This window comes from Acinetobacter sp. YH1901134, assembly GCF_013416965.1.
GTDB lineage: Bacteria > Pseudomonadota > Gammaproteobacteria > Pseudomonadales > Moraxellaceae > Acinetobacter > Acinetobacter amyesii.
This window is the reverse complement of the sequence record NZ_VPEW01000010.1, coordinates 38,993-62,775: the sequence shown is the minus strand read 5'-3', so window position 1 is coordinate 62,775 and position 23,783 is coordinate 38,993. Positions and strand designations below refer to the sequence as shown.

The 23,783-nt window shown below is 42.0% G+C and carries 18 protein-coding genes, 4 tRNA genes and 1 pseudogene; 15 read left to right on the top strand and 8 right to left on the bottom strand.

The genetic code is table 11. The features are described 5' to 3' along the window. Positions 1-74: 74 nt before the first annotated feature. Positions 75-332, bottom strand: a complete 258-nt coding sequence (locus tag FTV50_RS11620; RefSeq protein ID WP_078189754.1) for a PspC domain-containing protein — start codon at positions 330-332, stop codon at positions 75-77. Between the two features lie 300 nt (positions 333-632). Here FTV50_RS11620 and FTV50_RS11615 point away from each other — a divergent pair, with 300 nt between their 5' ends. Further along, complete coding sequence (locus FTV50_RS11615) at positions 633-1,286, top strand: hypothetical protein (protein WP_218950739.1); 654 nt, start codon at positions 633-635, stop codon at positions 1,284-1,286. 123 nt (positions 1,287-1,409) lie between these two features. Here FTV50_RS11615 and FTV50_RS11610 read toward each other — a convergent pair. From FTV50_RS11610 to FTV50_RS11585, 6 genes are all read right to left on the bottom strand, one after another. Beyond that, positions 1,410-1,485 (bottom strand) — tRNA-Lys (locus FTV50_RS11610). Positions 1,486-1,747: 262 nt separating this feature from the next. Continuing rightward, positions 1,748-1,823, bottom strand: a tRNA-Lys gene (locus FTV50_RS11605). A gap of 49 nt (positions 1,824-1,872) precedes the next feature. Next, positions 1,873-1,948: transfer RNA gene (locus FTV50_RS11600), tRNA-Lys, on the bottom strand. Positions 1,949-1,969: 21 nt separating this feature from the next. Continuing rightward, a tRNA-Lys gene (locus FTV50_RS11595) sits at positions 1,970-2,045 on the bottom strand. 140 nt (positions 2,046-2,185) lie between these two features. Continuing rightward, positions 2,186-4,027: a long-chain-acyl-CoA synthetase gene (locus tag FTV50_RS11590; protein WP_180024493.1), complete on the bottom strand. Its 1,842-nt coding sequence runs from the start codon at positions 4,025-4,027 to the stop codon at positions 2,186-2,188. Positions 4,028-4,212: 185 nt separating this feature from the next. Continuing rightward, positions 4,213-7,641, bottom strand: coding sequence for an Rne/Rng family ribonuclease (locus tag FTV50_RS11585; protein ID WP_180024492.1), 3,429 nt, complete (start codon positions 7,639-7,641; stop codon positions 4,213-4,215). Positions 7,642-8,035: 394 nt separating this feature from the next. Between FTV50_RS11585 and FTV50_RS16865 the strand changes: the two are divergent. From FTV50_RS16865 to FTV50_RS11550, 8 genes and pseudogenes are all read left to right on the top strand, one after another. Beyond that, positions 8,036-8,344 (top strand): annotated as a pseudogene (locus FTV50_RS16865) (hypothetical protein). Between the two features lie 55 nt (positions 8,345-8,399). Beyond that, a complete protein-coding gene (locus FTV50_RS11580; RefSeq protein ID WP_180024491.1) occupies positions 8,400-9,371 on the top strand; it encodes an RluA family pseudouridine synthase in 972 nt (323 codons plus the stop codon). Positions 9,372-9,522: 151 nt separating this feature from the next. Further along, positions 9,523-10,191 carry an HAD-IA family hydrolase gene (locus tag FTV50_RS11575; protein ID WP_180024490.1) on the top strand — a complete coding sequence of 223 codons (669 nt, stop codon included), beginning with the start codon at positions 9,523-9,525 and terminating at the stop codon, positions 10,189-10,191. A 688-nt stretch (positions 10,192-10,879) separates the two neighbouring features. Beyond that, positions 10,880-11,677 (top strand): 2-keto-4-pentenoate hydratase, encoded by a 798-nt coding sequence (mhpD, locus tag FTV50_RS11570; protein WP_078189749.1) that lies wholly within the window; start codon positions 10,880-10,882, stop codon positions 11,675-11,677. A 36-nt stretch (positions 11,678-11,713) separates the two neighbouring features. After that, complete coding sequence (locus tag FTV50_RS11565) at positions 11,714-12,610, top strand: acetaldehyde dehydrogenase (acetylating) (RefSeq protein WP_180024489.1); 897 nt, start codon at positions 11,714-11,716, stop codon at positions 12,608-12,610. 11 nt (positions 12,611-12,621) lie between these two features. Then, positions 12,622-13,641, top strand: coding sequence for a 4-hydroxy-2-oxovalerate aldolase (gene dmpG, locus FTV50_RS11560; protein ID WP_111884105.1), 1,020 nt, complete (start codon positions 12,622-12,624; stop codon positions 13,639-13,641). Between the two features lie 546 nt (positions 13,642-14,187). Further along, positions 14,188-15,456 (top strand): OprD family outer membrane porin, encoded by a 1,269-nt coding sequence (locus FTV50_RS11555; RefSeq protein WP_180024488.1) that lies wholly within the window; start codon positions 14,188-14,190, stop codon positions 15,454-15,456. A gap of 294 nt (positions 15,457-15,750) precedes the next feature. Further along, positions 15,751-16,608, top strand: a complete 858-nt coding sequence (locus FTV50_RS11550) for an alpha/beta fold hydrolase (RefSeq protein ID WP_078192776.1) — start codon at positions 15,751-15,753, stop codon at positions 16,606-16,608. A gap of 406 nt (positions 16,609-17,014) precedes the next feature. Here the strand turns inward: FTV50_RS11550 and hcaR are convergent, their stop codons facing one another. Beyond that, positions 17,015-17,920 carry a DNA-binding transcriptional regulator HcaR gene (gene hcaR / locus FTV50_RS11545; protein ID WP_078192775.1) on the bottom strand — a complete coding sequence of 302 codons (906 nt, stop codon included), beginning with the start codon at positions 17,918-17,920 and terminating at the stop codon, positions 17,015-17,017. Positions 17,921-18,198: 278 nt separating this feature from the next. Here hcaR and hcaE point away from each other — a divergent pair, with 278 nt between their 5' ends. From hcaE to hcaD, 6 genes are all read left to right on the top strand, one after another. Then, positions 18,199-19,566, top strand: a complete 1,368-nt coding sequence (hcaE, locus tag FTV50_RS11540) for a 3-phenylpropionate/cinnamic acid dioxygenase subunit alpha (protein WP_078192774.1) — start codon at positions 18,199-18,201, stop codon at positions 19,564-19,566. Continuing rightward, positions 19,563-20,081, top strand: coding sequence for a 3-phenylpropionate/cinnamic acid dioxygenase subunit beta (gene hcaF / locus FTV50_RS11535; protein WP_067763936.1), 519 nt, complete (start codon positions 19,563-19,565; stop codon positions 20,079-20,081). Before hcaE ends, hcaF begins: the two co-directional genes overlap by 4 nt. Beyond that, positions 20,081-20,407, top strand: coding sequence for a 3-phenylpropionate/cinnamic acid dioxygenase ferredoxin subunit (gene hcaC / locus FTV50_RS11530; RefSeq protein WP_067763933.1), 327 nt, complete (start codon positions 20,081-20,083; stop codon positions 20,405-20,407). Before hcaF ends, hcaC begins: the two co-directional genes overlap by 1 nt. 2 nt (positions 20,408-20,409) lie before the next feature. After that, positions 20,410-21,228, top strand: a complete 819-nt coding sequence (gene hcaB, locus FTV50_RS11525) for a 3-phenylpropionate-dihydrodiol/cinnamic acid-dihydrodiol dehydrogenase (protein ID WP_078192772.1) — start codon at positions 20,410-20,412, stop codon at positions 21,226-21,228. A 65-nt stretch (positions 21,229-21,293) separates the two neighbouring features. After that, on the top strand, positions 21,294-22,256 hold the full coding sequence (locus FTV50_RS11520) for a 3-carboxyethylcatechol 2,3-dioxygenase (protein WP_180007135.1): 963 nt from the start codon (positions 21,294-21,296) through the stop codon (positions 22,254-22,256). A gap of 11 nt (positions 22,257-22,267) precedes the next feature. Beyond that, complete coding sequence (gene hcaD, locus FTV50_RS11515) at positions 22,268-23,503, top strand: 3-phenylpropionate/cinnamic acid dioxygenase ferredoxin--NAD(+) reductase subunit (protein ID WP_180024487.1); 1,236 nt, start codon at positions 22,268-22,270, stop codon at positions 23,501-23,503. Positions 23,504-23,783: the final 280 nt, after the last annotated feature.

Here is a 23,783-nt window from a genome sequence, read left to right as displayed (position 1 = left end):
GCCAATATGTAGGCAAAAAAAAGCTACGGAATCTTGGGGGAGAAACCGTAGCGACCAAACTGGGTCAAAGGATTTTAACGTCTGTCATCATTCACAGTACGAATAGGGTCTGAATAGCCATTGGTACGGAAAAAGTTATCTTGTGCTTTAGGCATGACTAACCATAAAACCAAGTACACCAAAATACCGGGAAAGGCTGCGCTTAAGCATGATACAAAGATAAAAATAATACGCAGTAAATTTGCGTTCCAACCAAAACGTTCAGCAATACCCCCCATCACACCAGCAATCATGTTAGAGCGGTTTGAGCGATATAAACCAACATTGGCCATTCAGGTCTCCTTCAAAAAAGAATAAATTTGAATATTTCCAAATTCATATTATAGAAATGGTGACAAGCTTTGCGATTTAAAGGGTGCAGAAAAAAAATTAAGTAAAGTTATGTAATTTGAAGAATTGGTTTGATTAGTTTGCCTTTAAAATAGCTTGAGTATTAATTAAATATCAACGATAACAATGAGATATGATTAACATATATCGCAAATATATGTATACAGCGTTGATTATTTGATTACAATATTAAGTCAGCAAGAACTGAAAAAACCAATGAATGATTGGTCTTGGCACATTATATGAAAACATCGGCTTCACCTTTTTTGATGAAATTTGCATATCTTTCAGTGTTTGCAGGAGTGTTCAGCCTCTCTTTTAGTGGTTGTAGTCCAACGCCTCAACCCGCAGCGGATAAGGGTGAAAGTTCAGCATCAGCTATCGCATCGGAAGTTCAAGCGAAGCAAGATCATGGAAAAAAATTAACCCAAGTGGCAGGGCAGGCGACATTGCCGAATGACGATGACATAAAGTCAGCTCCTGTTCCTGAGCATGCCAAAATTTTTATTGGACGTTTTCATGCCAAAGTAAAATGCGATGACAGTTTTATTCCATGCCCAGAAGGCGATGCGGAGTTCATTCTTAACTTATTGCCAGATGGCACGGTACACCGCAGTATTATTCAAATTGGTAAAGTGTTTGCTGAAAAAACCAATACGCCAGGCATTAATGTGAAATACCGTAAGGATACGTGGAGTGTCAATGAAGCACATACCGAGCTGGTGGTTCATCGAAAAGAAGGCGTGAATTTTTATTATCACGTGATTAATGAAAATAAAATCACCATGGATTTAGACAAAATTCGTCAAGGTGAAGTTGATCGAAATCAGGAATTATTTTCCAAGGGTTATCCTCAGCCGCAACATGCCTATACCTTGGTGAAAGACCCAAATTAAATACTGCGAATGAAGTAAATAAAATTATAAATTGCGTTTGAGCGTCGGCGTGAAATTCGCAAATCTTGGCTAATCGAATGCAACTAGCTTATAAAAAATTGAATTATTAATACGACATAGAATTGGTGGGTTGTGTGGGGTTCGAACCCACGACCAATAGATTAAGAGTCTACTGCTCTACCAACTGAGCTAACAACCCTGGGAAAATTTTAAAAGAGCATTTTAAAATTTTAGCAAGATAAACGAAGCGCGTAATTTTGAATACTAGGGAATATTTGTTATCTAAAATTTTTCAGGTCAAATACTTCATCTAGCAAGACAAGAATGATACTTCGCAACATCGCTATAGCAAAATTTCGAGAATGGCGAATCAAAACCAGTAATGGTGATGGTTTGTCTTGGTCGGAACCTGCAGGTTTCTTTTTCTTCAACTGCCGGAAGAAAGAAGCCCTAAGAAAGAATGGTGGGTCGTCCGCGACTCGAACGCGGGACCAATAGATTAAAAGTCTACTGCTCTACCAACTGAGCTAACGACCCTTAGGGGGTATGCACAAGATTGTAATCTAAAACTGGCATTTTAGAAAGATGGTGGGTCGTCCGCGACTCGAACGCGGGACCAATAGATTAAAAGTCTACTGCTCTACCAACTGAGCTAACGACCCATCTTGTGGTATCGAAGGAAATGGTGGGTCGTCCGCGACTCGAACGCGGGACCAATAGATTAAAAGTCTACTGCTCTACCAACTGAGCTAACGACCCATTTCGCTTGATGGTGCGTATTGTAGCAAGATCTGCTTCAAGCGCAAGTAAAAATTCATAAACTTGCTTGTGTTTGATTATAAATACAACAAAGTAGCTCATTTTAGCGGATATCTGTCGCTAAAATGAGCGCTATTTGCTTAAAAACGGTATTTATATGCCTGAATATTGGCATAAATTTCAGGAGTTAAATCACAGTAAGCAGTTGCATTTGGCAGCAATACCAATAAACGTTCATCAGTTTGCTTAGGATCAAAAGCTTGTTCTTTCAGCTTGTTTTTTTGGTATTTAAATGTGCCTGTGGTTTCGACTTTTTTCTGTACACGTAAAAATACTGGCACGGCATAAGCGGGTAAGCATTTTTTAAATTGCAGAACCATTTCACTACAATCTTGTTCGTTGAGTTCGGCACCATCGGTGAGCGTGATGGCAGCCATACCTGCACGGCCATTGGTATCTGGAATTTCTACGCCATAAACCACAGCTTCAGCAATTTTATCGTACTCACTCACCATGTTTTCAACTTCAGTGGTTGAGACGTTTTCACCTTTCCAGCGGAAAGTATCGCCTAGACGGTCGACAAATTGTGCATGACGGAAGCCAATGTCACGAACCAAGTCACCTGTGTTGAAGTATGAGTCACCATGTTTGAATACATCTTTCATAATGACGGATTTGTTTTTTTCCGTGTCGGTATAGCCATCAAAAGGTGAGCGACGGGTAATTTTACCAATGAGTAAGCCGACTTCGCCTTTTTTCACTTTAATGCAGCGACCTTTAGCATCATGTACAGCTTCATTTTTTTCTTTATCAAACTGAATAATCGCATAAGGCGTTGGTGAAAAACCAACGGTATTGTCGAAGTTAAACACATTACTAAAGCCAACGTTGCCTTCACTTGAAGCATAGAGTTCAAGGACTTCCTCAACCCCAAAGCGTTCTTTAAACTTATCCCAAATGTTTGGTCGCATGCCGTTACCAATCATTTTTTTCACACGATGGCCTTTTTCAAGGTCTGAATGTGGGGCATCCATCAAATAACGGCAAAGTTCGCCCACATAGCCAATGGCTGACGCATCAAATTTTTGTACATCTTTCCAAAACGATGAAGTTGAAAACTTGCGACGCAGGGCAAGCGTGGCGCTACCGGCAATCACCCCACACCAACAAACCACAGTGCCTGTAGCGTGATAGAGCGGCAAAGTTACGTACATCACATCATCTTTATTTAGATTGAGAACGTGACCATAAGTTCCATAAGCCAAAGTCCAACGGCTGTTGGTGAAAATCACCGCTTTAGGTAAGCCTGTTGTCCCAGAGGTGTAGATATAAAATAGGCCGTCTTTGCCTTTTACACTTGCAGTGGTGGGTGTGTTGAACTTTGGAAATTCATCAATCGCTTCTGCAAGGTTTAAGAAGCCTTTCGGTGCTTGACCAGCATCTACACGAGTGGATTGATCTGCGAACCAATGTAAACGATCTGCAGCCACACTGAGATCATCACGAATCTTTTCTACAGCTTGACGGCATTCTTCGCCCACAATTACCGCAATTGGGTTCACTAAGTTGATGCTGTGTGTCAGGACTTTGCCGACTTGTGAGGTGTTGACCAAGGCACTGGTGACGCCAATTTTGGCTAATGCCACGATGGTTGCCACGAGTTCAGATCGGTTCTCGATCATCACTGCAATCACATCGCCTTTTTTTGCACCGAGTGCTAGGTAATAGTGACCAATTTGATTGGCCCATTCATTGAGTTCGTTATAGGTATATTTTTGCTCTTCAAAGTAAAGCGCATAACCTTTAGGATTACGCTTTACGGCTTTTTCAAATGCAATTCCCAAGCCTGCGGAAGTATTTGGGGTACGTAAATAGGCTTGCTTTAGACCACTCAACAGGTTGGGTACTTTGCTAATGAACGCGGGAATTTTTGCTGCAACATCAGCAATCCCAATAAGGTCGTGTTGTGTAGTTTGGCTCATGTGAATCCTATTTATTTTTCGTAATCCGATACGGTCTATTTCTTTGCAATGAAATTTGCAGCAAATTCTACAATTGTCTTTTAATCGTTTCGATCTAGTGCAATCAACCTAATTTGACAAAAGTATCAAAAAAAAACCAGTCACCGAAATGACTGGATTTTTTTATTCACCTGCAAAATAGCAAATTACTGCTCAGTTGCGGTGTTTGCTTTTTTCGGTGGACGACCGCGAGGACGACGAGGGCGTGCAGGTTTTTCACCTTCAGCGGCCGAGTTCTCGTCTACAGGAACCTCAACTTTCTTTTCCGCTTCAACGGCTTGAGCTTTTTCTTCTACTGGTTTAGTAGGAGCTTCAGACACTTCTTCCGTCTTTTCAGGCTGCGCACTCACATCCAGTTCAGCTTGAACGGGTGTCAGTACTTCAGCTTGAACGGGTTCAGGTGCTTCAGTTTGACCTGCAACGTCGGATACATTGGCTTCAACTGTAGCAGCTTTAGCTTCTGCAACTACAGGCGCCTCAATAGTAGTGTCTGCGACAGGCGTAGCTTCCACCTCAGCATGTGCTTTTGCTTGGTCTTGTTTCGCTTGTTCAGCGGCAAGTTTAGCAAGGCGACGACGCTCACGTGGGTCATTAGCAACACGTTTATCTGACACAGGCTTTGGTGGTGTCAAATCCAACATTGGCGCTGGTTCAGCTTCAGGTGCAGCTTTTGTAACTTGAACATCACGAGTGACAGGCTTTTTCTCTACAGCTGCTTCAGCTGCAGGTGCAGTCAAAGTCGCGGCATATTCTTCCGTGAATTTTTGCAATGCACGGTTGAATGTTGGAATTAAGCCAAATTGCTCAATCAGTACTGAGCAGTCTTCACCGTATACATGCTTAATCAAGCTGCTTACAGTGTATTGACCCAGTGTCGGCACTTGAGATGGCGAAATTTTCGGAGCCTGTGCTTGTTGAGCGCGAGCTGCACGTTGTTCGCGGCGGCGTTGACGTGGGTCATTGCTTGCACGAGACGGTTTTTGCTGAGCATGCTGTGGTTTATGTCCTACTTCTTTTGTTTCAGTCGCAGGTTTTTCCACTTTTTCTGCTTCAACGACAGCGGCTTTTTGGACTACTGGGGTTTCTACAGGTTTTTCAACTGCTGGGGCAGTATTTAGCGCTACGATTTCGCTTTGAGCTTGATCAACATTTACTACAAGTGCTGTTGGTATCACGTCTTGACGTGGTGCATCAACAACTTCAACTTTAGGTTGACGTTGATTGCGGTTTTCAGATTGTTGCTCAGTTGCAACTTCCTGAGCAATCACTTGCTCGTTCAATACGCTTTGATCGCGGTGGCGATTTGGGCGATTTGGACGTTGTTGGTTGTTGCGGTCACGACGTGGAACAGACTGCGGTTGCTCATTATTTTGAACATCGTGCTGTACTTGTTCATTGTTATGTTGACGGCGTGAGTTACGACGGTTTTCACGTTGGTCTTGACGGTTGTCTTGGCGCGGTTCTTGACGTTCAGAACGTTGCTCTTGGCGTTCGTTTTGACGTGCTTCGTTATTGCGCTGCTCTTGACGATCTTGACGTGAAGGTTGTAACACTTCTTCATGAACTTGATGCGGTTGAGCTTCTTGTTCACGTGGTTCTTTATGCTTAGTACGCTTTTTGTTGTGACGTTTTTCTTCACGGTCAGCTTTTTCTGAATGGCTGTCACGTTCTTGTTTGTGCACAACAGAAGAAGGCGCAAGGTAAGCATTATTGTCTACGACAACAACAGGCGCTGCCGATGCAGGGGTAATTTGACCAAACTGGCCACGGCTTGCAGCACCGCTATTTACCATTTGTTCAATTGCAGCAGCGGCATTGTTTGCAGTACGCGACTGGTCAACGGTTGCAGCTTGTTTTTGAACAAATAAGTTTTCTAACCATGCACATGGACTAGATGATGCTGCAGGAGCGGCAACTTGTGCAGGTGCTTGTTGAGCAGCAACGGATTGTTGCTTATTCTTTTTGTGGCCTTTTTCTTGTTGTTGTACAGGTGCTTGTTGCTGAGCAGCAGCGGCCTGTTCTTCACCTAAATGCCATTCAGATGCTTCGTAACCCAATTCTTTTTCGCTAGAACGTGTCGCTTCAGTGCGTTCATAGCTTGTAGGTGCAAAACCTTCAGGGTTATACGAAATTTCGTAATGTGGTGTTTCTAGGTGAGGGTGTGGAAGTACAGTCACACGAACATTTGAAGTTTGTTCAAGATATACAAGGCTGTGACGCTTTTCATTCAATAAGAATGCAGCAATTTCAACAGGCACTTCAACTTGAACTTCACCATGACGTTCGCGTAGCGCAATTTCTTCCACTTTACGCATAATTGAAAGTGATAAAGAACGTAGGTCACGTACCATACCTGTGCCATGACAGCGTGGGCACACATAACCAGTGGCTTCTTCAAGCGATGGACGTAAGCGTTGACGGCTCATTTCCATCAAACCAAAGCGTGACAGTTGACCGAATTGGATACGTGCACGGTCACTTTGTGTTGCTTCACGAAGTTTAGCTTCAACCATACGTTGGTTACGGTCTTTGGTCATGTCGATGAAGTCGATCACAACCAAACCACCGATATCACGTAAACGTAATTGGCGAGCGATTTCTTCAGCAGCTTCAAGGTTGGTATTGAGCGCTGTATCTTCTACGTCGCTACCACGTGTTGATTTTGCAGAGTTAATATCAATTGAAACTAATGCTTCAGTTTGGTCAATCACAATTGAACCACCAGAAGGAAGTTTTACTTCACGTTCATAGGCAGTTTGGATTTGACTTTCAATACCAAAATGAGCAAATAACGGTTCATTTAACGTATAGGTTTTTAATTTGTCGATTTGACGTGGCATCACCGCTTTAACAAAGTTATAGGCTTCGTTATACGCTTGCTCAGAGTCAATTAAAATTTCAGCAACATCATCACGTAAATAGTCACGGATCGCACGTGTAACCACACCGGCTTCTTGGTGAACCAACATTGGTGATGGACCAGAACTTGATGTGCTTTGGATTTGTGCCCAAAGGTCCAGCAAGTGTTGAAGGTCAAGTTGGAGTTCTTCTTGAGAACGACCAATACCTGCAGTACGTACAATCACGCTCATGCCACGAGGGACATTTAAAGACGCCAACATTTCTTTCAATTCTTCACGAACTGAACCTGAAATTTGACGGCTAATACCGCCACCTTTCGGGTTGTTTGGCATCAAGACCAAATAACGACCAGCAAGTGAGATAAATGTAGAAAGGGCAGCACCTTTATTACCACGTTCTTCTTTTTCCACTTGAACTAAAAGCTCAGTGCCTTCAGTGATCAATTCGCGGATGTTTGAAGTTTGGCGAGGATCTGCTTTGTAATAAGAGTTAGCAATTTCGCGCATCGACAAGAAGCCTTGACGACCTGCACCGTATTCAACAAATACAGCTTCTAAAGACGGCTCTACGCGAGTCACATGACCTTTATAGATATTCGATTTTTTTTGTTCACGGGTACGATTCTCTAAGTCAAAATCGTAAAGACGCTGACCAGTGACAAGTGCAACGCGAATTTCTTCGGCATGTGTTGCATTAATCAACATACGTTTCATGGGTGTAACACCTAATAGTGATACACAGAAGAACATCGCCTGACTCGTAGCGAGCATCAGATAGCATGGATCAAGTTGCACAGATCGAAAAACATCATCTGTGCATGTGTACCGACCTTCTTTGGGTGGGCAACGGTTTTTGATTCACGTATTGATGATGGCAATACGGCTTCAATCTTTTAAACGATTAAAGTCACCTGAACGCGTTTCACTGGCGGACAAACGGTGCATTGGATGTGAGTAACTTTCACTGTCACATTGCTCGAAGAGCATCCATTCATATCTGATAGAGCGTCTTGATACGGAATTATCATCGTACCTTTACAAACTGTGCAGATCCAATGCATCAAACGTTGTGGCCTGAACACGATTTCCAGGGAGCGACTGGTCTGATGTGTATCAGTTTACGTTTAAAAACCAACCTTGGTTGGCACATATTTTTTTGGGGCAAACTGTTTTATGTACCTACGGCACAATTAAACGCAACAGTTTGCAGTTTTGCCGATATAATAAGCCTTCGGCGTCGGCATAATTCTTTTGGGACCTTTCCGAGCTAAATGAGTAATTGCTTGAAAGTTCAATGACAGTAAATACTGAAATGAATCAACTTTTACTCAGTTACGGTGGTTTCCGTGCGCTGACTATATCAAACCTTGCATCATCTGCCTATGGGCTAAGCTTATGTTTCTTGCGAAAAGTATAGCTTAAATGATCAATTTTTAATCAATTTTAGTATTTTTTTAGGTCACAGTAACTGTATGAATTCTACGCAAGAATGGCAAAGCGTCACCTGGTTTGAAGTGGACGAGCATCAGGCGGGTCAACGTATTGATAATTTCCTGTTTAGTCGTCTGAAAGGTGTGCCTAAAAGTCGCATTTATCGTCTGATTCGTGAAAGCCAAGTCCGCGTCAATAAAAAACGCGTCAAAGCGGAAACCAAACTCAATATTGGTGACCAAGTTCGAGTTGCTCCAATTCGTTATGAACAAAAAAATGAGTCTGCGGTTCCCGTATCGGACAAAGTGGCACAAAGTTTACTGAGCCGTGTGGTGTACGAAGATGAAGGCTTAATGGTGGTAAACAAACCTTCTGGTATTGCTGTTCACGGCGGTAGTGGTGTGGCGTATGGCTTGATCGAAGGCTTACGTGCCGCAACAGGGAAGAAATACCTTGAGCTGATTCACCGAATTGACCGCGACACTTCTGGGTTGGTAATGATTTCGAAAAAACGTAGTGTGTTAAAAAGCCTGCAAGACATGTTACGTGAGCACAAAATCCAAAAAACTTATGCTGCTGTGGTGAAAGGTGTGGTGAGTTTGGATAAGCAGCTCATTGATCAGCCTTTGCATCGTTACGAACTGGCAAATGGCGAGCGTCGTGTTCGTGTATCACCTAAAGAAGGTAAAGAGTCGAAGACGCTGTGGAACGTGAAAGAGCGTTTTATGCATGCCACATTGGTGTATGCGTCTCCACTTTCGGGCCGTACCCATCAGATCCGTGTACATGGTTTAAGTATTGGTCATCCATTGGTGGGCGATGAAAAATACGGTCATGAAACTGAATACCGTGGTCCAAAGCCACGTCGTTTATGTCTGCATGCTATGCGTTTAGAAATTCCGGGTTACCAAACCATTGAAGCGCCATTGCCAGAAGATATGCAAAGCCTTGTGGCGCAGCTACGCGCGCAAAAAGCCGACAAAGTGGTGAAGTCTTCGGAAGATGACGAGTAAGTTTTAAATACGAGACTTCTCTCCCTGAGCAGGACTGCTTCGTAAGTTTTCTTTCTCCCTCTCCTTTAAGGAGAGGGCCGGGGTGAGGTAAATAAATTGATGCACTCCAGAATCTGAATTACCAAACACTGAATCAAATCTAGGAAAACGTATGAACTCAGCTGTAAAACTAGTCATTTTCGATTGGGATGGCACTTTATTTGATTCTGTGGGTCAAATTGTAGCGAGTTTAAAATTTGCAGCAGATCAATATTCACAGCCGCTGACCGATGCTGATGCGAAAAGTATTATTGGTTTAGGTCTGCCGGAAGTCGCACAGCGGTTATTTCCGACGGTTCCCGAATTACACAGCGACATTTTGCAAAGTTATGCCGATCACTATGTGGCACATTCCAAAGGTGATATATGGTTTGAAGGTGTGGCTGATATGTTGCAGGAATTACGTGATGCCGGTCTACAATTGGCTGTTGCAACGGGGAAAAGCCGTAAAGGTCTAGACCGTGTTTTGGCTCAAACGCAAAGTCATGAGCTATTTTGTGCGACCCGAGCAGCCAGTGAAACCAAATCTAAGCCAGATCCATTAATGTTGGCAGAAATTTTGGCGGAAACAGGGCTGCGTCCTGATCAAGCTATTATGGTCGGTGACACATCTTATGATTTAGAAATGGCCCTCAATATTCAGATGCCACGTGTAGGCGTGAGCTATGGAGTGCATACTGTAGAAACACTCCAGTGTTTTCAACCCTTACATATTGCACATAGCGTAGGTGATTTGACTGAATTTCTACTAGAACACGTGAAATTACGTCTAGCTGTATAGTTTTAGATACAAACGAGTAAAAAGGGTGAAATTTGTTTTCACCTTTTTGTTACCAAATGAATAGTAACGCAAGCTCTACTTGATGAAATGAGTAAATTCAATTATTTAAAAAAGTAATAACACTAGATTTTTCTACAATAACAAGCAGTCTTCTAGCAAATTTACCTTAAAAAGTTGAGCGCAACTATTTGGCCTTTTACCACAAGCTGGAATAGATTTTTTGTTTGAATTTTTGGTTTTATCTTATTGTTGTTTATTGATTTATTTTTAAATTTCCAATTTATTAAACTAAATCATATGAAATTGAACACCTATGTGTAAAAGCTGGCCCGACGCTAAAATAATCTTTTAGTCTTATCTTTTAGTCGTATAAGCCAAGTTTTTTAGTAGAGATTCAGATTTAAGGGCGAAAAAAATAGTGAATTTTATTTAATTATTTTGACTTAAGTTTTTGAATATTAATAATAAATAATGATTAATTTATAGCTAATAGCTATAGTCATAAATAAAATAAGTATTGGTATTCACTTTCTAAAATCTCGATGCTAAATGCATCTAAACATAACGTGTAGTATGTCAAGTGAAATGCTTTAGGCGAATCCTGACATGACTTTCATCACTTTGATTTTGATGGTAATCGGGATGAAACACGTTGTGCATCCAATTTTTGCAGTTTAAGGAAACATTGATGTCGAATTCTGCTGTTGTTGAATCAGTTGCGCAAGCATTACGCGATGCGGAAGTAAATCAGGCTGCGATTGCACCGATCCGTCCACAACTTGGTGGTGAAAGTGCTGATGTAGATATTGCTTATGCCGTTCAAGAAGTGAATACCAAACGTGCGGTGGCAGAAGGTCGTCGCCTTGTAGGTCGTAAAATTGGCTTAACTTCAAAAGTTGTACAAGCGCAGTTAGGCGTTGATCAACCTGACTTCGGTATGTTGTTTGCTGACATGGCGTATGGCGATGGTGAAGAAATCCCTGCTGGTTTATTGATTCAGCCAAAAGTTGAAGCAGAAATTGCTTTGGTGATTAACCAAGACTTGACCAAAGAAAAACACACCTATGCAGACATTATTAGTGCAACTGAATATGCACTGCCTGCCATTGAAGTGGTTGATAGCCGTATCGAAAACTGGAAAATCTCGTTGATTGATACTGTGGCAGATAACGCATCTTCAGCAGGTTTTGTACTGGGTTCTAAGCCTGTAAAACTTGCAGATCTTGACCTTGTAAATTGCAAAATGGTCATGACTCGTGGTGAAGAAGTGGTTTCACAAGGTGTGGGTAAAGCGTGTCTTTCTAACCCATTAAATGCAGCAGTGTGGTTGGCTGACGAAATGGTTCGTCGTGGTCGTCCATTGCTTGCAGGTGACATCGTATTGACCGGTGCCTTAGGCCCAATGGTTGTGGCAAATCCTGGTGATGAATTCAAAGTTGAAATTGAAGGCTTTGGTTCTGTGACTGCAGCATTTGCAGCGAAATAAGCTTGGGTTTTACGGAATTTTTAAGAGTACACATTCATGAAAAAGATTAAATGTGCATTGATCGGTCCAGGGAACATTGGTACTGACTTGCTTTACAAACTTCAACGCAGCGAATTTTTAGAACCAGTATGGATGGTCGGTATTGACCCAACGTCTGAAGGTTTGGCTCGCGCTGCAAAAATGGGTTTGAAAACCACTGCCGAAGGCGTAGACGGTTTACTTCCACACGTAATTGAAGACGACATTAAAATCGCATTTGATGCAACTTCTGCTTATGTTCATGCTGAAAACAGCCGTAAATTGAATGAACTTGGCGTGTTAATGATTGACTTAACACCTGCTGCAATCGGTCCATTCTGCGTACCACCAGTAAACTTAGAAGCGTTATTGGATGCCGGTGAAGTTCCGAACGTCAACATGGTGACATGTGGTGGTCAGGCAACGATTCCTATGGTTGCTGCGATTTCACGAGTTCAGCCTGTTGAATACGGCGAAATCATTGCAACAGTATCAACAAAATCTGTGGGTCCAGGTACACGTAAAAACATTGATGAATTTACTCGTACGACTGCTGGCGCTATTGAAAAAGTGGGCGGTGCGAAACAAGGTAAAGCGATCATCATCATTAACCCTGCTGAGCCACCACTGATGATGCGTGATACTGTTCACTGTCTTGTTGAAGGTGAACCAGATCAAGCAGCAATCACTGAATCTGTACATGCGATGATTCTTGAAGTTCAAAAATATGTACCAGGTTACAAACTTGTAAATGGTCCTGTATTTGACGGTAACCGTGTTTCAATCTTCTTAGAAGTTGAAGGTTTAGGTGATTATCTTCCTAAATATGCAGGTAACCTCGACATTATGACTGCGGCAGCTGCACGTACTGCAGAAATGTTTGCAGAACGCGTATTAAACACTGCTGAAGCTTAAGGAATACCAAAATGTCTAAGATTATTATTAATGATATGACTTTACGTGATGGTATGCATCCTATGCGCCATCAAACTACACCTGAACAAATGGTTGCCATTGCAACTGCTTTGGATGATGCAGGTGTACCTTTAATCGAAGTTACGCATGGTGACGGCTTAGGCGGTAACTCTGTGAACTATGGTTTTGCAGCAGCAACCGATGAAGAATACCTAAAAGCGGTGATTCCAAACCTGAAACAGGCGAAAGTATCTGCACTTTTACTTCCTGGTATTGGTACGGTTGACCATTTGAAAATGGCACATGATGTTGGTGTAGCAACCATTCGTGTTGCAACGCACTCAACTGAAGCTGACGTTTCTGAACAGCACATTACTGCTGCACGTAAACTTGGCATGGACACTGTGGGCTTCTTGATGATGGCGCACATGGCAACTCCTGAAAAACTTTTGGAAGAAGCCAGCAAAATGGTGTCATACGGTGCAAACTGTATTTATGTGACTGACTCTGCTGGTTATATGTTGCCTCAAGACGTGACTGACCGCGTGGGTATTTTACGTGCCAACCTGGCTTCAGAGATCGAAATCGGTTTCCACGGTCACCATAACTTAGGTATGGGTGTTGCGAACTCTGTTTCAGCGGTTCAAGCTGGTGCAACGCGTGTCGATTTAGCTTCTGCAGGTTTAGGTGCAGGTGCAGGTAATACTCCACTTGAATTGTTTGTTGCGGTTGCCAACCGTATGCAAATGGAGACAGGTGTGGACTTGTTTAAAGTTCAAGATGTTGCGGAAGATTTAATCATTCCAATGATGACACATCAGATCCGTGCTGACCGTGATGCAGCAACTTTAGGTTATGCAGGTGTTTACTCTTCATTCTTGTTATTTGCTAAACGTGCTGAAGCGAAATATGGCGTGTCTGCGCGTGAAATTCTTCTTGAGCTTGGTCGTCGTGGTACGGTTGGTGGTCAGGAAGATATGATCGAAGACCTAGCGTTGACCATGTCTAAAGCAAAAGAAGCCAATGCTTAATTTGCTTTAAAAAAAAAGCGCCCGAAATGGGCGCTTTTTTTATGTCTGAAGTGGCTGTTTTGGTTTGAGATGGGCTTGAGATTACGTTGAGATTGATTTGAGGCATGGAAAGCGGATTGAAATAAGAAATGTCTTACGAACCAATGGCTGATTTCGAGCAGCCATAGTAGTAAAATTTAACTTTAAGTTGTTGATGATTATATAAATTAAATATCATGTCATAGCTAAATTTTATAAATTAAATGAGGATAAATCTCATTAGAAAACTTTGATTAAACTTAAAAGCAATTAATACAGCGCATGTAATTGCAAATAATAAAAAACTTTAAATTTTATGTTAATAAAACATGGGGTTAATTTAATCAGTTGTTCTAAATGATAAAAAAGAGTTATTGTTTTAATCTCTAAGGAAAATAACCAGAAATAACTTCCAAAGTTCAAGTCGTACAAAAGCCTGATAAACCTTAATACTGTAGTCGGATTTTTTTCCAAGGTATTGTTGAGCATGATGATGTCATAGCTTAATTTGATCACTGGGAATAAGCCATGCGTCGTCAAAATTTATGGATAGCAATTCTTGCTGCGACAGCAACATTAGGAACATCTGCAACTTATGCGGACTTTGTTGACGACAGCCAAGTACAATTGAAATTTAAAAACTTCTACTTAGACCGTCAAATTAAAGAAAATCCGGCGGGTAACTGGGGTTCATGGTCACAGGGTGTGACTTTGGATGCCAAGTCAGGGTATCAAGATATTGGTGCAGGTATTCAAGTGGGTGCTGACCTTTTGGTTCAACATGCATTTAAACTTAATGCACGTGATAAAAACCCAGACTGGATCTTGCCGCACGATGGTAAAGAATCAAAAGATAACTTTGGTAAAGTGGGCGTGACCCTGAAAGCCAAAGTATCTGAAACTGAGTTGAAAGTGGGTGAGTTATTACCAGTGTCTCCAGTGTTGGTTTTCGATCCATCACGTCAGTTAATGACGACTTATAGCGGTGCATGGTTAGAATCGAAAGAGATTAAAGATACTAAGTTAACTTTGGCATACATTGACGGGATCAATAACCGTTATGACAACCAATTCCGTGATTTATCAATGTTCGCTCCAGGTAAAAGATTACCAGATGGCACCATAGGTCATTATGATCTTGGGCCAACTTCTGATGGAATGTATATTGCGGGTATTGACCATCAATTTACACCTGAAATTGGTGGTAGCTATTGGTATGCCGATGTTCAAGACATTTACACACAGCAATATGTCGGCGCGAACTATAAAACCAAGTTAGGTGACAAAGCCAAACTGGATAGCCATATTCGTTACTTTGATAACTCGGATTCGGGTGACAAACTATATGGCGAAATTGATAACCAAGCGTTATCGGTTGGTGCGAAAGTGAATTACGGTTCGCATACCTTTGGTTTGAGTTATCAACAAATGTTTGGTGATAATGCATTCCCAACACTGGGTGGATGGGTGCCGCAGCCGTACTTAGTCAACTGGGGTATAGCAACATTTACTGCAAAAAATGAAAAATCATGGGGCTTTACTTATGGCTATGATTTCTCAGAAATGGGTGTGAAAGGCTTAAATACAACTGCTGTGTATTTCACAGGTTCAGATGCAGAAATTGCTGGTCTTAAAGATCAGAAGTCAGATGAATTGAACTTAATTGTGAACTACACCGTGCCTGAAGGTAAGTTGAAGGGCTTAGGCTTCCAGGCAATGTATATCGATGCCGATTTCGATTACAAATCTGACTTGCAAGAGTACCGTGTCGCGACAACTTATACCTATAAGTTCTAATTTCTCAGGATAAAAAAGAGGGAAGTGGATTCATTGCTTCCCTTTTTATTTGCTGGGTTATTTAAAAAAGAAATACCTCAAAGATTTTATGGATATATTTTTGAGTTATATATTTAAAAAACAACAACTTAAATTATAGTCTATTTGTTGTTTATGATCGTAAATATGTATCAGTTAGCAGTGGCTGAACAGGTAATATGAGACTGTAAAAACCACAAAATCCAAAAGAGTCCCCCTTGTGTTTAAATCCGTTATGGATTGAAACATAAGCTCTACGCAATACGAGGAGCATGTATGAGCACTGTTCAGATTCCTGACTATACAACTGATTCATTCTTTGGTTTAGAAGATAAATGGATTGAAACTGCTGAAGGCGAATTAACGCATTACCACGAAGTGGGTGAAGGCACACCAATTCTATTTTTACACGGTTCAGGTACAGGTGTATCTGCTGCTGCAAACTGGTGGTTAAACCTTCCACAAATTGGTGAACAAGCACGTTGTATCGCTATCGATACGATTGGTTATGGTCAAACTGTTGTTGCACCGAATACTGCTTATGGTATCCGTGCTTGGGTTGATCACGCTGTACGTACGTTAGATGCCCTAGGTATTGAAAAAACTTGGTTAGTGGGTAACTCACTCGGTGGCTGGTTAGCATTCCAAATGGCTTTGGACTATCCAGAACGTGTATTGGGTATCGTGTCTATGGGTACAGGCGGCGCGAAACAAACTGCAGCACTTAAAGCACATGCGAACCCTGTATTAACCGAAGAAGGCATCAAGAAAACCTTGTCTATGTTTGTTGTAAACAAAGACTTGATCACAGATGAATTGGTAAAAGTACGTTTTGCATCTGCTGCAAATGACTATGCATCAAATCGTTTGATGGATGTTGTTGGCGCACGCGACCGTGACCGTTTCGAATTCCCACTCGACTTCGAAAAAATGAAAGACATTACTGTGCCAGTATTGTTGATTCACGGTGTACAAGACGTGGTGATTCCTGTATCTCGTACGTGGGATATTTTGAATACCGTTCCTCATGCTGATGCGCATATCTTTAGCCAATGTGGTCATTGGTCACAAGTTGAAAAAGCAGAAGAATTCAACACCGTGATTAAAGATTATTTAAAAGCGCGTGGTGTGTAATTTCTTGTCACTGACATGAAATTCAAAAAAAGGATGGTTTTGCCATCCTTTTTTTTATATAAATCTTTTGAAAGAAATACTTTAAATGAGTATTATTCTCATTAAAAGGTCGACAGTGTACGGTCTAAATCAGTAAAAAGGCATAAAATAAGCTCATCTAAATGGTTGGGGAAGGGGAATTATTTATTAGACTTAAGTTGTAAATCGGCTATTTTTAGCAATTTTTATCAATGTCTAAACTAAAATTTATAAGTTATTTTCCATCAAGTCGATATGCATGATAGATAAAATGCGTCGATTAAAACATTTAAACGATTAAAAAAGCGACTTTTTAGCCATAAAAAAAGCACCATTATTTATTTCAAAAATAATGGTGCTATATCTATAAATTATGACTTGGCGAAAATTAACGCTGTTCGCGATTGATATCGAGATAAAAAACTTTGGTTAGCAGTTCAAGGAATTTATCTACAGCCACAGAACTCGCCGTTTTTCGGTAACTTACGTACAGGTCTAGATACGGTAATTCGACATCTAAAGGACGAATCACAGTATTGTTCATGGTCAATGGCGCGATGTATCCCGGTAGGATCGTGCAGCCTAAACCCATGCCGATGGAGTTAATGTTAAACAGGATATTGTCGGCTTTTTGCACGATATTAAATTGAACGCCATGGTTTGAAGCAAAGTCTAAAATGGCTTCATGCAATGTGCCTGATTGTTCGCGTGCAGGAATGATAAAATCAATACCGTTCAATGCTTTAACTGGAATACGTTCGTACTTCGCTAAAGGGTGATCTTTGGGTAAAATAAAGATCAATGGTTCACGTAGTACAAACTGACTTTCAATTTCGTCGCTATGAAAGTTATTGCGAGTAAAAGTGATATCTAGTTCACCTTTTTGTAGCAATTTCATCTGATCGCGATTATTTAAACTAAGTAATTCAATTTTGAGTTCTGGGTTTTGAACACGTAGATTAGGCAGTACATAAGGGAAGATTTTCATCTCTGCGACAGGCACAAAACCAATCCGTAGCATCTGTTGTTTGGCTTGTGAAACCTGACGTGCCATCGCTACGGCCTTGTCTGCTTGAGCTAGTGTCAAACGTGCTTGTTCTAGAAATACGGCACCTTCTTCTGTGAGCTCAACTTTGCGTTTAGTCCGGTGTAACAATTTTACGCCGACATCTTCTTCAAGATCTTTAATTTGTTGGCTTAAAGAAGGTTGAGCAGTATAAAGTTTTAACGCAGCTTTACTGAAATTGAGTTCTTCAGCAACAGTAATGAAGTAGCGTAAGTGTCGTAATTCCATATAATCAACCCGTGGAGTAATCCAAAAAATGTCTTACTTAGAAGTTTGTTCAGTATAATCTATAAACAACTATTGCGTGAGGATTATTTTGCCATTCACGAAATAAATGGTGTTCTCGATAATTTAAAAAAAATACTATAAAAAAAATCTACCGTAATAATCCATAAAATCTCTTAATTAAAACAAAATAAATATTTCCCGAATATCGCTCTAAAATCCATCATCGTTGAAAAGTTGAGTCTATTACTTTGTGCCTTATGGTCACAGGAGAGCTTTTCATGAGTGGAAAAATTGATGTGCGCGAAATCGATGCTTTAGTCGATGCACAAAATGGACGTATCACGCCATCTATCTATACCGATCCAGACATTTACGAACTTGAATTAGAACGTGTGTTCGGTCGTACATGGTTATTCCTATGCCATGAGAGCCAAATTCCTAAAGCCGGCGATTTCTTCAATACCTATATGGGTGAAGATCCAATCATCGTGGCACGTCAAAAAGATGGCTCAATCAAAGCATTCTTAAACCAATGTCGTCACCGCTCTATGCGTGTGAGCTTCGCGGACTGTGGTAATACACGTGCGTTCACTTGCCCATACCACGGCTGGTCATACGGTATTGACGGTTCTCTAAAAGATATCCCGCTTGAAGATCGTGCTTACCCACATGGTGCATGTAAAGAGCAATGGGGTCTGGTAGAAGTTAACCGCGTTAAATCATACAAAGGCTTAGTATTCGGCTGCTGGGATGAAACAACTCCAGATCTAGAAGAATACATGGGCGATATCGCTTGGTACCTGGACGGCGTTGTAGACCGTCGTGAAGGTGGTACTGTGATCGTTGGTGGTGTACACAAATGGGAAATCGACTGTAACTGGAAATTTGCAGCTGAACAGTTCGCTTCTGACCAATACCACGCGTTGTTCTCTCATGCATCTGCGATTCAGGTGCTTGGTGCTAAACCAGATGATGAATCTTCTAAGAAATTAGGTGCTGCACAAACTGCCCGTCCAGTTTGGGAAACTGCCAAAGACGCGATTCAATACGGTTCACGTGGTCACGGTTCAGGCTTCTTCTTCACTGAGAAACCAGACGCAAACGTATGGGTGGATGGTGAAGTAGCAAACTACTTCCGTGAAACGTATGAAGAAGTGAAGGAACGCCTAGGTGAAACTCGTGCACTGCGTCTTGCTGGTCACAACACCATGTTCCCAACACTATCTTGGTTGAACGGTACTGCAACGCTTCGTGTATGGCACCCACGTGGTCCAAACAAGACTGAAGTATGGGCATTCTGTATCTGTGATGCGGACGCGCCAGAAGATGTACAAGCAGCATTTGAACGTTCTGCAACACGTGCCTTCGGTCCTGCTGGTTTCCTTGAGCAAGATGACTCTGAGAACTGGATTGAAATTCAAAAAGTTTTACGTGGTTATAAAGCCCGTCAAAACAAACTCATTATGGAAATGGGTAAAGGTAACGAGAAAGTACGTGAAGATGGTATCCCTGGTATCACCAACTACATTTTCTCAGAAACAGCTGCACGTGGTATGTACCGTCGTTGGGCTGACCTATTGATTCATGAAAAATGGGAAGACGTTGAAGCTGCGGCTGACGAATATGAGAAGGAGCTTATGAAATGAGTCAAATTAGTTTAGAACTCCATCACCAAATTAGTCAGTTTCTTTATCGTGAAGCAAAATTGCTTGACGATTGGAAGTTCCGCGATTGGTTAGCTGTATTAGCGGAAGATATTTCTTATACGTTACGCACAACACCAAACGCGCAAACACGTGACCGTCGTCGTTCGATTGAGCCGCCAACAACTTGGGTATTTAATGATACTAAAGATTTGTTGGAACGCCGTGTAGCTCGTTTAGAGACAGGTATGGCTTGGGCTGAAGAACCTCCTTCACGTACAACACACATGGTTTCAAATGTGATTGTTGAAGCGACTGAAGTTGAAGGCGAATACGACGTTTACGTAACGTACTTGTTGTACCGCACCCAGAAAGAGAAAGATGTAACAATCTACTGTGGTAAGCGTCACGACAAGATCCGCAAAGTTGACACTGAGCAAGGTTTCGAAATCTTCAACCGTAAGATTACCCTTGATCAGGTGACTTACAACTCACATAACCTGAGCGTGTTCTTCTAATGAATAAGATTTTTGTTTGCCAAGTTGACGAATTAGACGAAGGCGAAGCATTGAAAGTAGATTGCGGCGTTAACGGTATCGATGCGCTTGCAGTATTCAACAACAATGGCGAATTTTTCGCGATGAACGACCGTTGTTCACATGGTAATGCTTCAATGTCTGAAGGTTACCTTGAAGATGATGGCACTGTTGAATGTCCACTTCATTCGGCTCGATTCTGTTTGAAAACTGGTCAAGCATTATGCTTACCAGCAACAGATCCTATCAAGACATTCCCAGTGATTGTTGAAGATGGTGCTTTATACGTAGAGATGGCAGGAGAGTAATCATGGGTTGGCTACAAGGCGAAGTTGCACTTATTACCGGTGGTGGTTCAGGCTTAGGCTGGGCATTGGTTGAACGTTTCTTAGAAGAAGGTGCACAAGTTGCTGTTCTTCAACGTTCTCAATCGAAAGTTGATGCATTGAAAGAACATTTTGGTGACCGCGTGCTTGCGATCGCAGGAGATGTAGCCAGCTATGAGGATAATGTTCGTGCAGTTCAAGCAACTGTAGAACATTATGGCAAACTTGACTGTTTCGTCGGAAACGCAGGTATCTGGGATCATTACGCAGATATCGTCAATACATCGGGTGAACAGCTGGAAAAAGCTTTTGATGAGATTATGGGTATTAACACCAAATCTCTCATCTTAGGTGCCAAAGCTGCACTTGATGCATTGATAGCTTCGGAAGGTTCTATCATATTTACTTTGTCTAACTCAGCACTGTATTCGGCAGGCGGAGGCCCTGTATACACAGCGTCTAAGCATGCTGGCGTTGGGATCATGAAAGAATTAGCCTACGAGCTTGCGCCTAAAGTACGAGTGAACGCTGTTGCTCCGTCGGGTATGAATGTCAACATCAAAGGCGCTGCGTCTTTAGGCCAAGAAAACCTCGGTCTACTCGATGCACGTGATCCTGAGAAGATTGCACGCGGCATGCCGCTCAATTTCTTACCCGAACCTGAAGATATGACTGGTTCATACGTGTTATTGGCTTCTCGTCAAAACAACCGCCCATTAACTGGTGTTTTAATTAATGCTGAATGTGGTCTGGGTATCCGTGGTTTACGTCAACCACGTGCTGGCTTCTTTGACGAGATTTAATTCGCCAAATACGTAAAGGACTTACTCGGCAGCCGTCTTGGCTGCCTTCCGTTTAGGAGTCACCCATGGCCGTTAAACTTATTTGTGCATCGCACAGTCCCCTAATGGAATTCGCTTCTCCGCAAGAGAAATACAAAGAGGAAAAAGTTCGCGAAACTTTTGCCAAACTCGCTAAAGAAGTTGAAGACTATAATCCAACATTGATCATTACTTTTGGTCCAGACCATTTCAATGGTTTCTTCTATGACCTCATGCCATCTTTCTGCGTCGGTATTCGTGCCAAAGCAGCAGGTGATTGGGATTATGGTAAAGACAATGACCACATTAATGTGCCTGAAGAAACAGCAATTAGTCTGGTTCGTCGCGTATTGGATGAAGGTGTCGATGTTGCATACTCTTATCGTATGCAGGCAGACCACGGTGTGACTCAACCATTACATTTCCTTTGTGGTGGCAAGCTTGATCGTTATCCAACGATTCCAATTTTTATCAATGGTGCAGCTGCACCGATGCCAACAACCAAGCGTACAGTCGCTTTGGGTCGTGCAGTCGGTCAGTTCATTAAATCATTGAACTTAGAGAATGAACGTGTACTTGTTTTGGGTACAGGTGGTTTGTCTCATGATCCACCAACGCCGCAAATGGGTTCAGTTCCACCAGAAGTGGAAGAGTTCCTGATTGCAGGTCGTAATCCAACTGAAGAGGCACGTAATACACGTCAAGGCAAAATCATTGCTGTCGGTCAAAAACTCGCAGCGGGTGATACTTCTGTCGCAGTGCCTTTAAACCCAGAATGGGATCGTGCATTGCTTGATACTTTCGCCAAAGCTGACTTTGCTGCCATTGAAGCGATGACTGAAGCTGAAATTCGTGTTGAAGGCGGTCGTGGCGGTCAAGAAGTTCGTTCTTGGATGGCTGCTTTTGCTGCACTACATGAAGTGGGCGAATACGACATGACAACACATTGCTACGAAGATATTAGTGAGTGGATTGCGGGCTTCGGCATCGTATCTGCAGAATTGAAATAAGGAACAAACCCATGAGCCAAAATGGTATCGAAACCATCGTTATTGTTGGAGCTGGTCAAGCTGGTGCTAGCGCCATTTTAGAACTCCGTGCGAACAAGTATGAAGGCAAAATCATTTTGGTGGGTGATGAAACACATCTTCCTTATGAACGTCCGCCTTTGTCTAAAGACGTAATTCTAAAACCTGAAGAGACCAAAATCGAAATTCTGTCAGAAGAAAAATTGGCAGAACTCGGTGTTGAACATATTCGTGGCAATGGCGTTGTGAAAATCCATAGCGATGCGAAAACAGTTGAACTGAAAAATGGCGAAATTGTTGCATTTGACAAGTTGCTTCTAGCAACCGGTGGTGCAGCACGCCGTTTACCGAATTTCGATGCTTTGGGTAAACACGTTTATACCTTACGTAACCTTGAAGATTCACAAGCATTGGTGCCTGTATTACAAGCGGGTCGCCGTATTGTATTGATCGGCGGTGGTGTGATTGGTCTTGAGCTTGCATCTTCAGCACGTTCTAAAGACTGTATCGTGACCGTGATTGAAATGGGTCCAATGGTGATGGGGCGTTCATCTCCACGCGTATTGAGCGAATTCTTATTGGCTCAACAACGTCTTGCAGGTGTAGATGTTCGTCTTTCGACTTCTATTGCTGACTGTAAGCTTGATGGTGAAGAAGTGGTGATCACGCTTGAAGGCGGTGAAGAACTTCGTGCCGATGCAGTGATCTATGGTATTGGCATTGTGCCAAATGCTCAACTTGCGGTTGATGCAGGTTTAGACGTTGATTTTGCTATTAAAGTGAATGATAACTGCCAAACTTCACATCCAGATATTTATGCAGCGGGTGATGTTGCGACTCAGCTTCGTGACTGTGGTAACCACCGTCGTGTCGAAACTTGGGAAAATGCCAATCTTCAAGCAGGTATCTTTGCTCGTCATGTAATGGGTGTTGAACATCCAACCCCAAATCCAGCGTGGTTCTGGACAGATCAATTGAATATCAACTATCAATTTGTGGGTGATATGGCTGCAAGCGAATGGATTGCACGTGGCGAAGTTAATCCTGAATTGGCGGCTGAGTCTTCATTTGTATTGTTTGGTGTAACTGACGGTGTCATTGTTGGTGGTATTACGGTGAATGCTGCAAAAGAGATGCGTCATTTGAAAAAATTGATTAGCAAGAATGCAGCGTTTGAAGCGGATAAATATTTAGATTTAAGCCAAGATTTACGTAAACTTGTAAAGTAAGCTGAATGTCTAAGATGAGCAGACTTGCGGTAACGTAGGTCTGTTTTTTTTATGTCTTTAGTTTTAGCATCGCACTTATAAAGCTATTTTGTAGTCCATGTATATAGTTTTAGCTTATGTAGATCTATTCAACGGTTTTAATCCTCCCCAGCCCTCCTTTTTCAAAGGAGGGAGTAGTCTTTGTGAAGAATGGATTTCTTTTGGATGGTTACCCTCTTTTTTAAAGAGGGGCTAGGGGAGATTATTGATCGTTTGAGGAGAAGTCCATATACCCCAAACG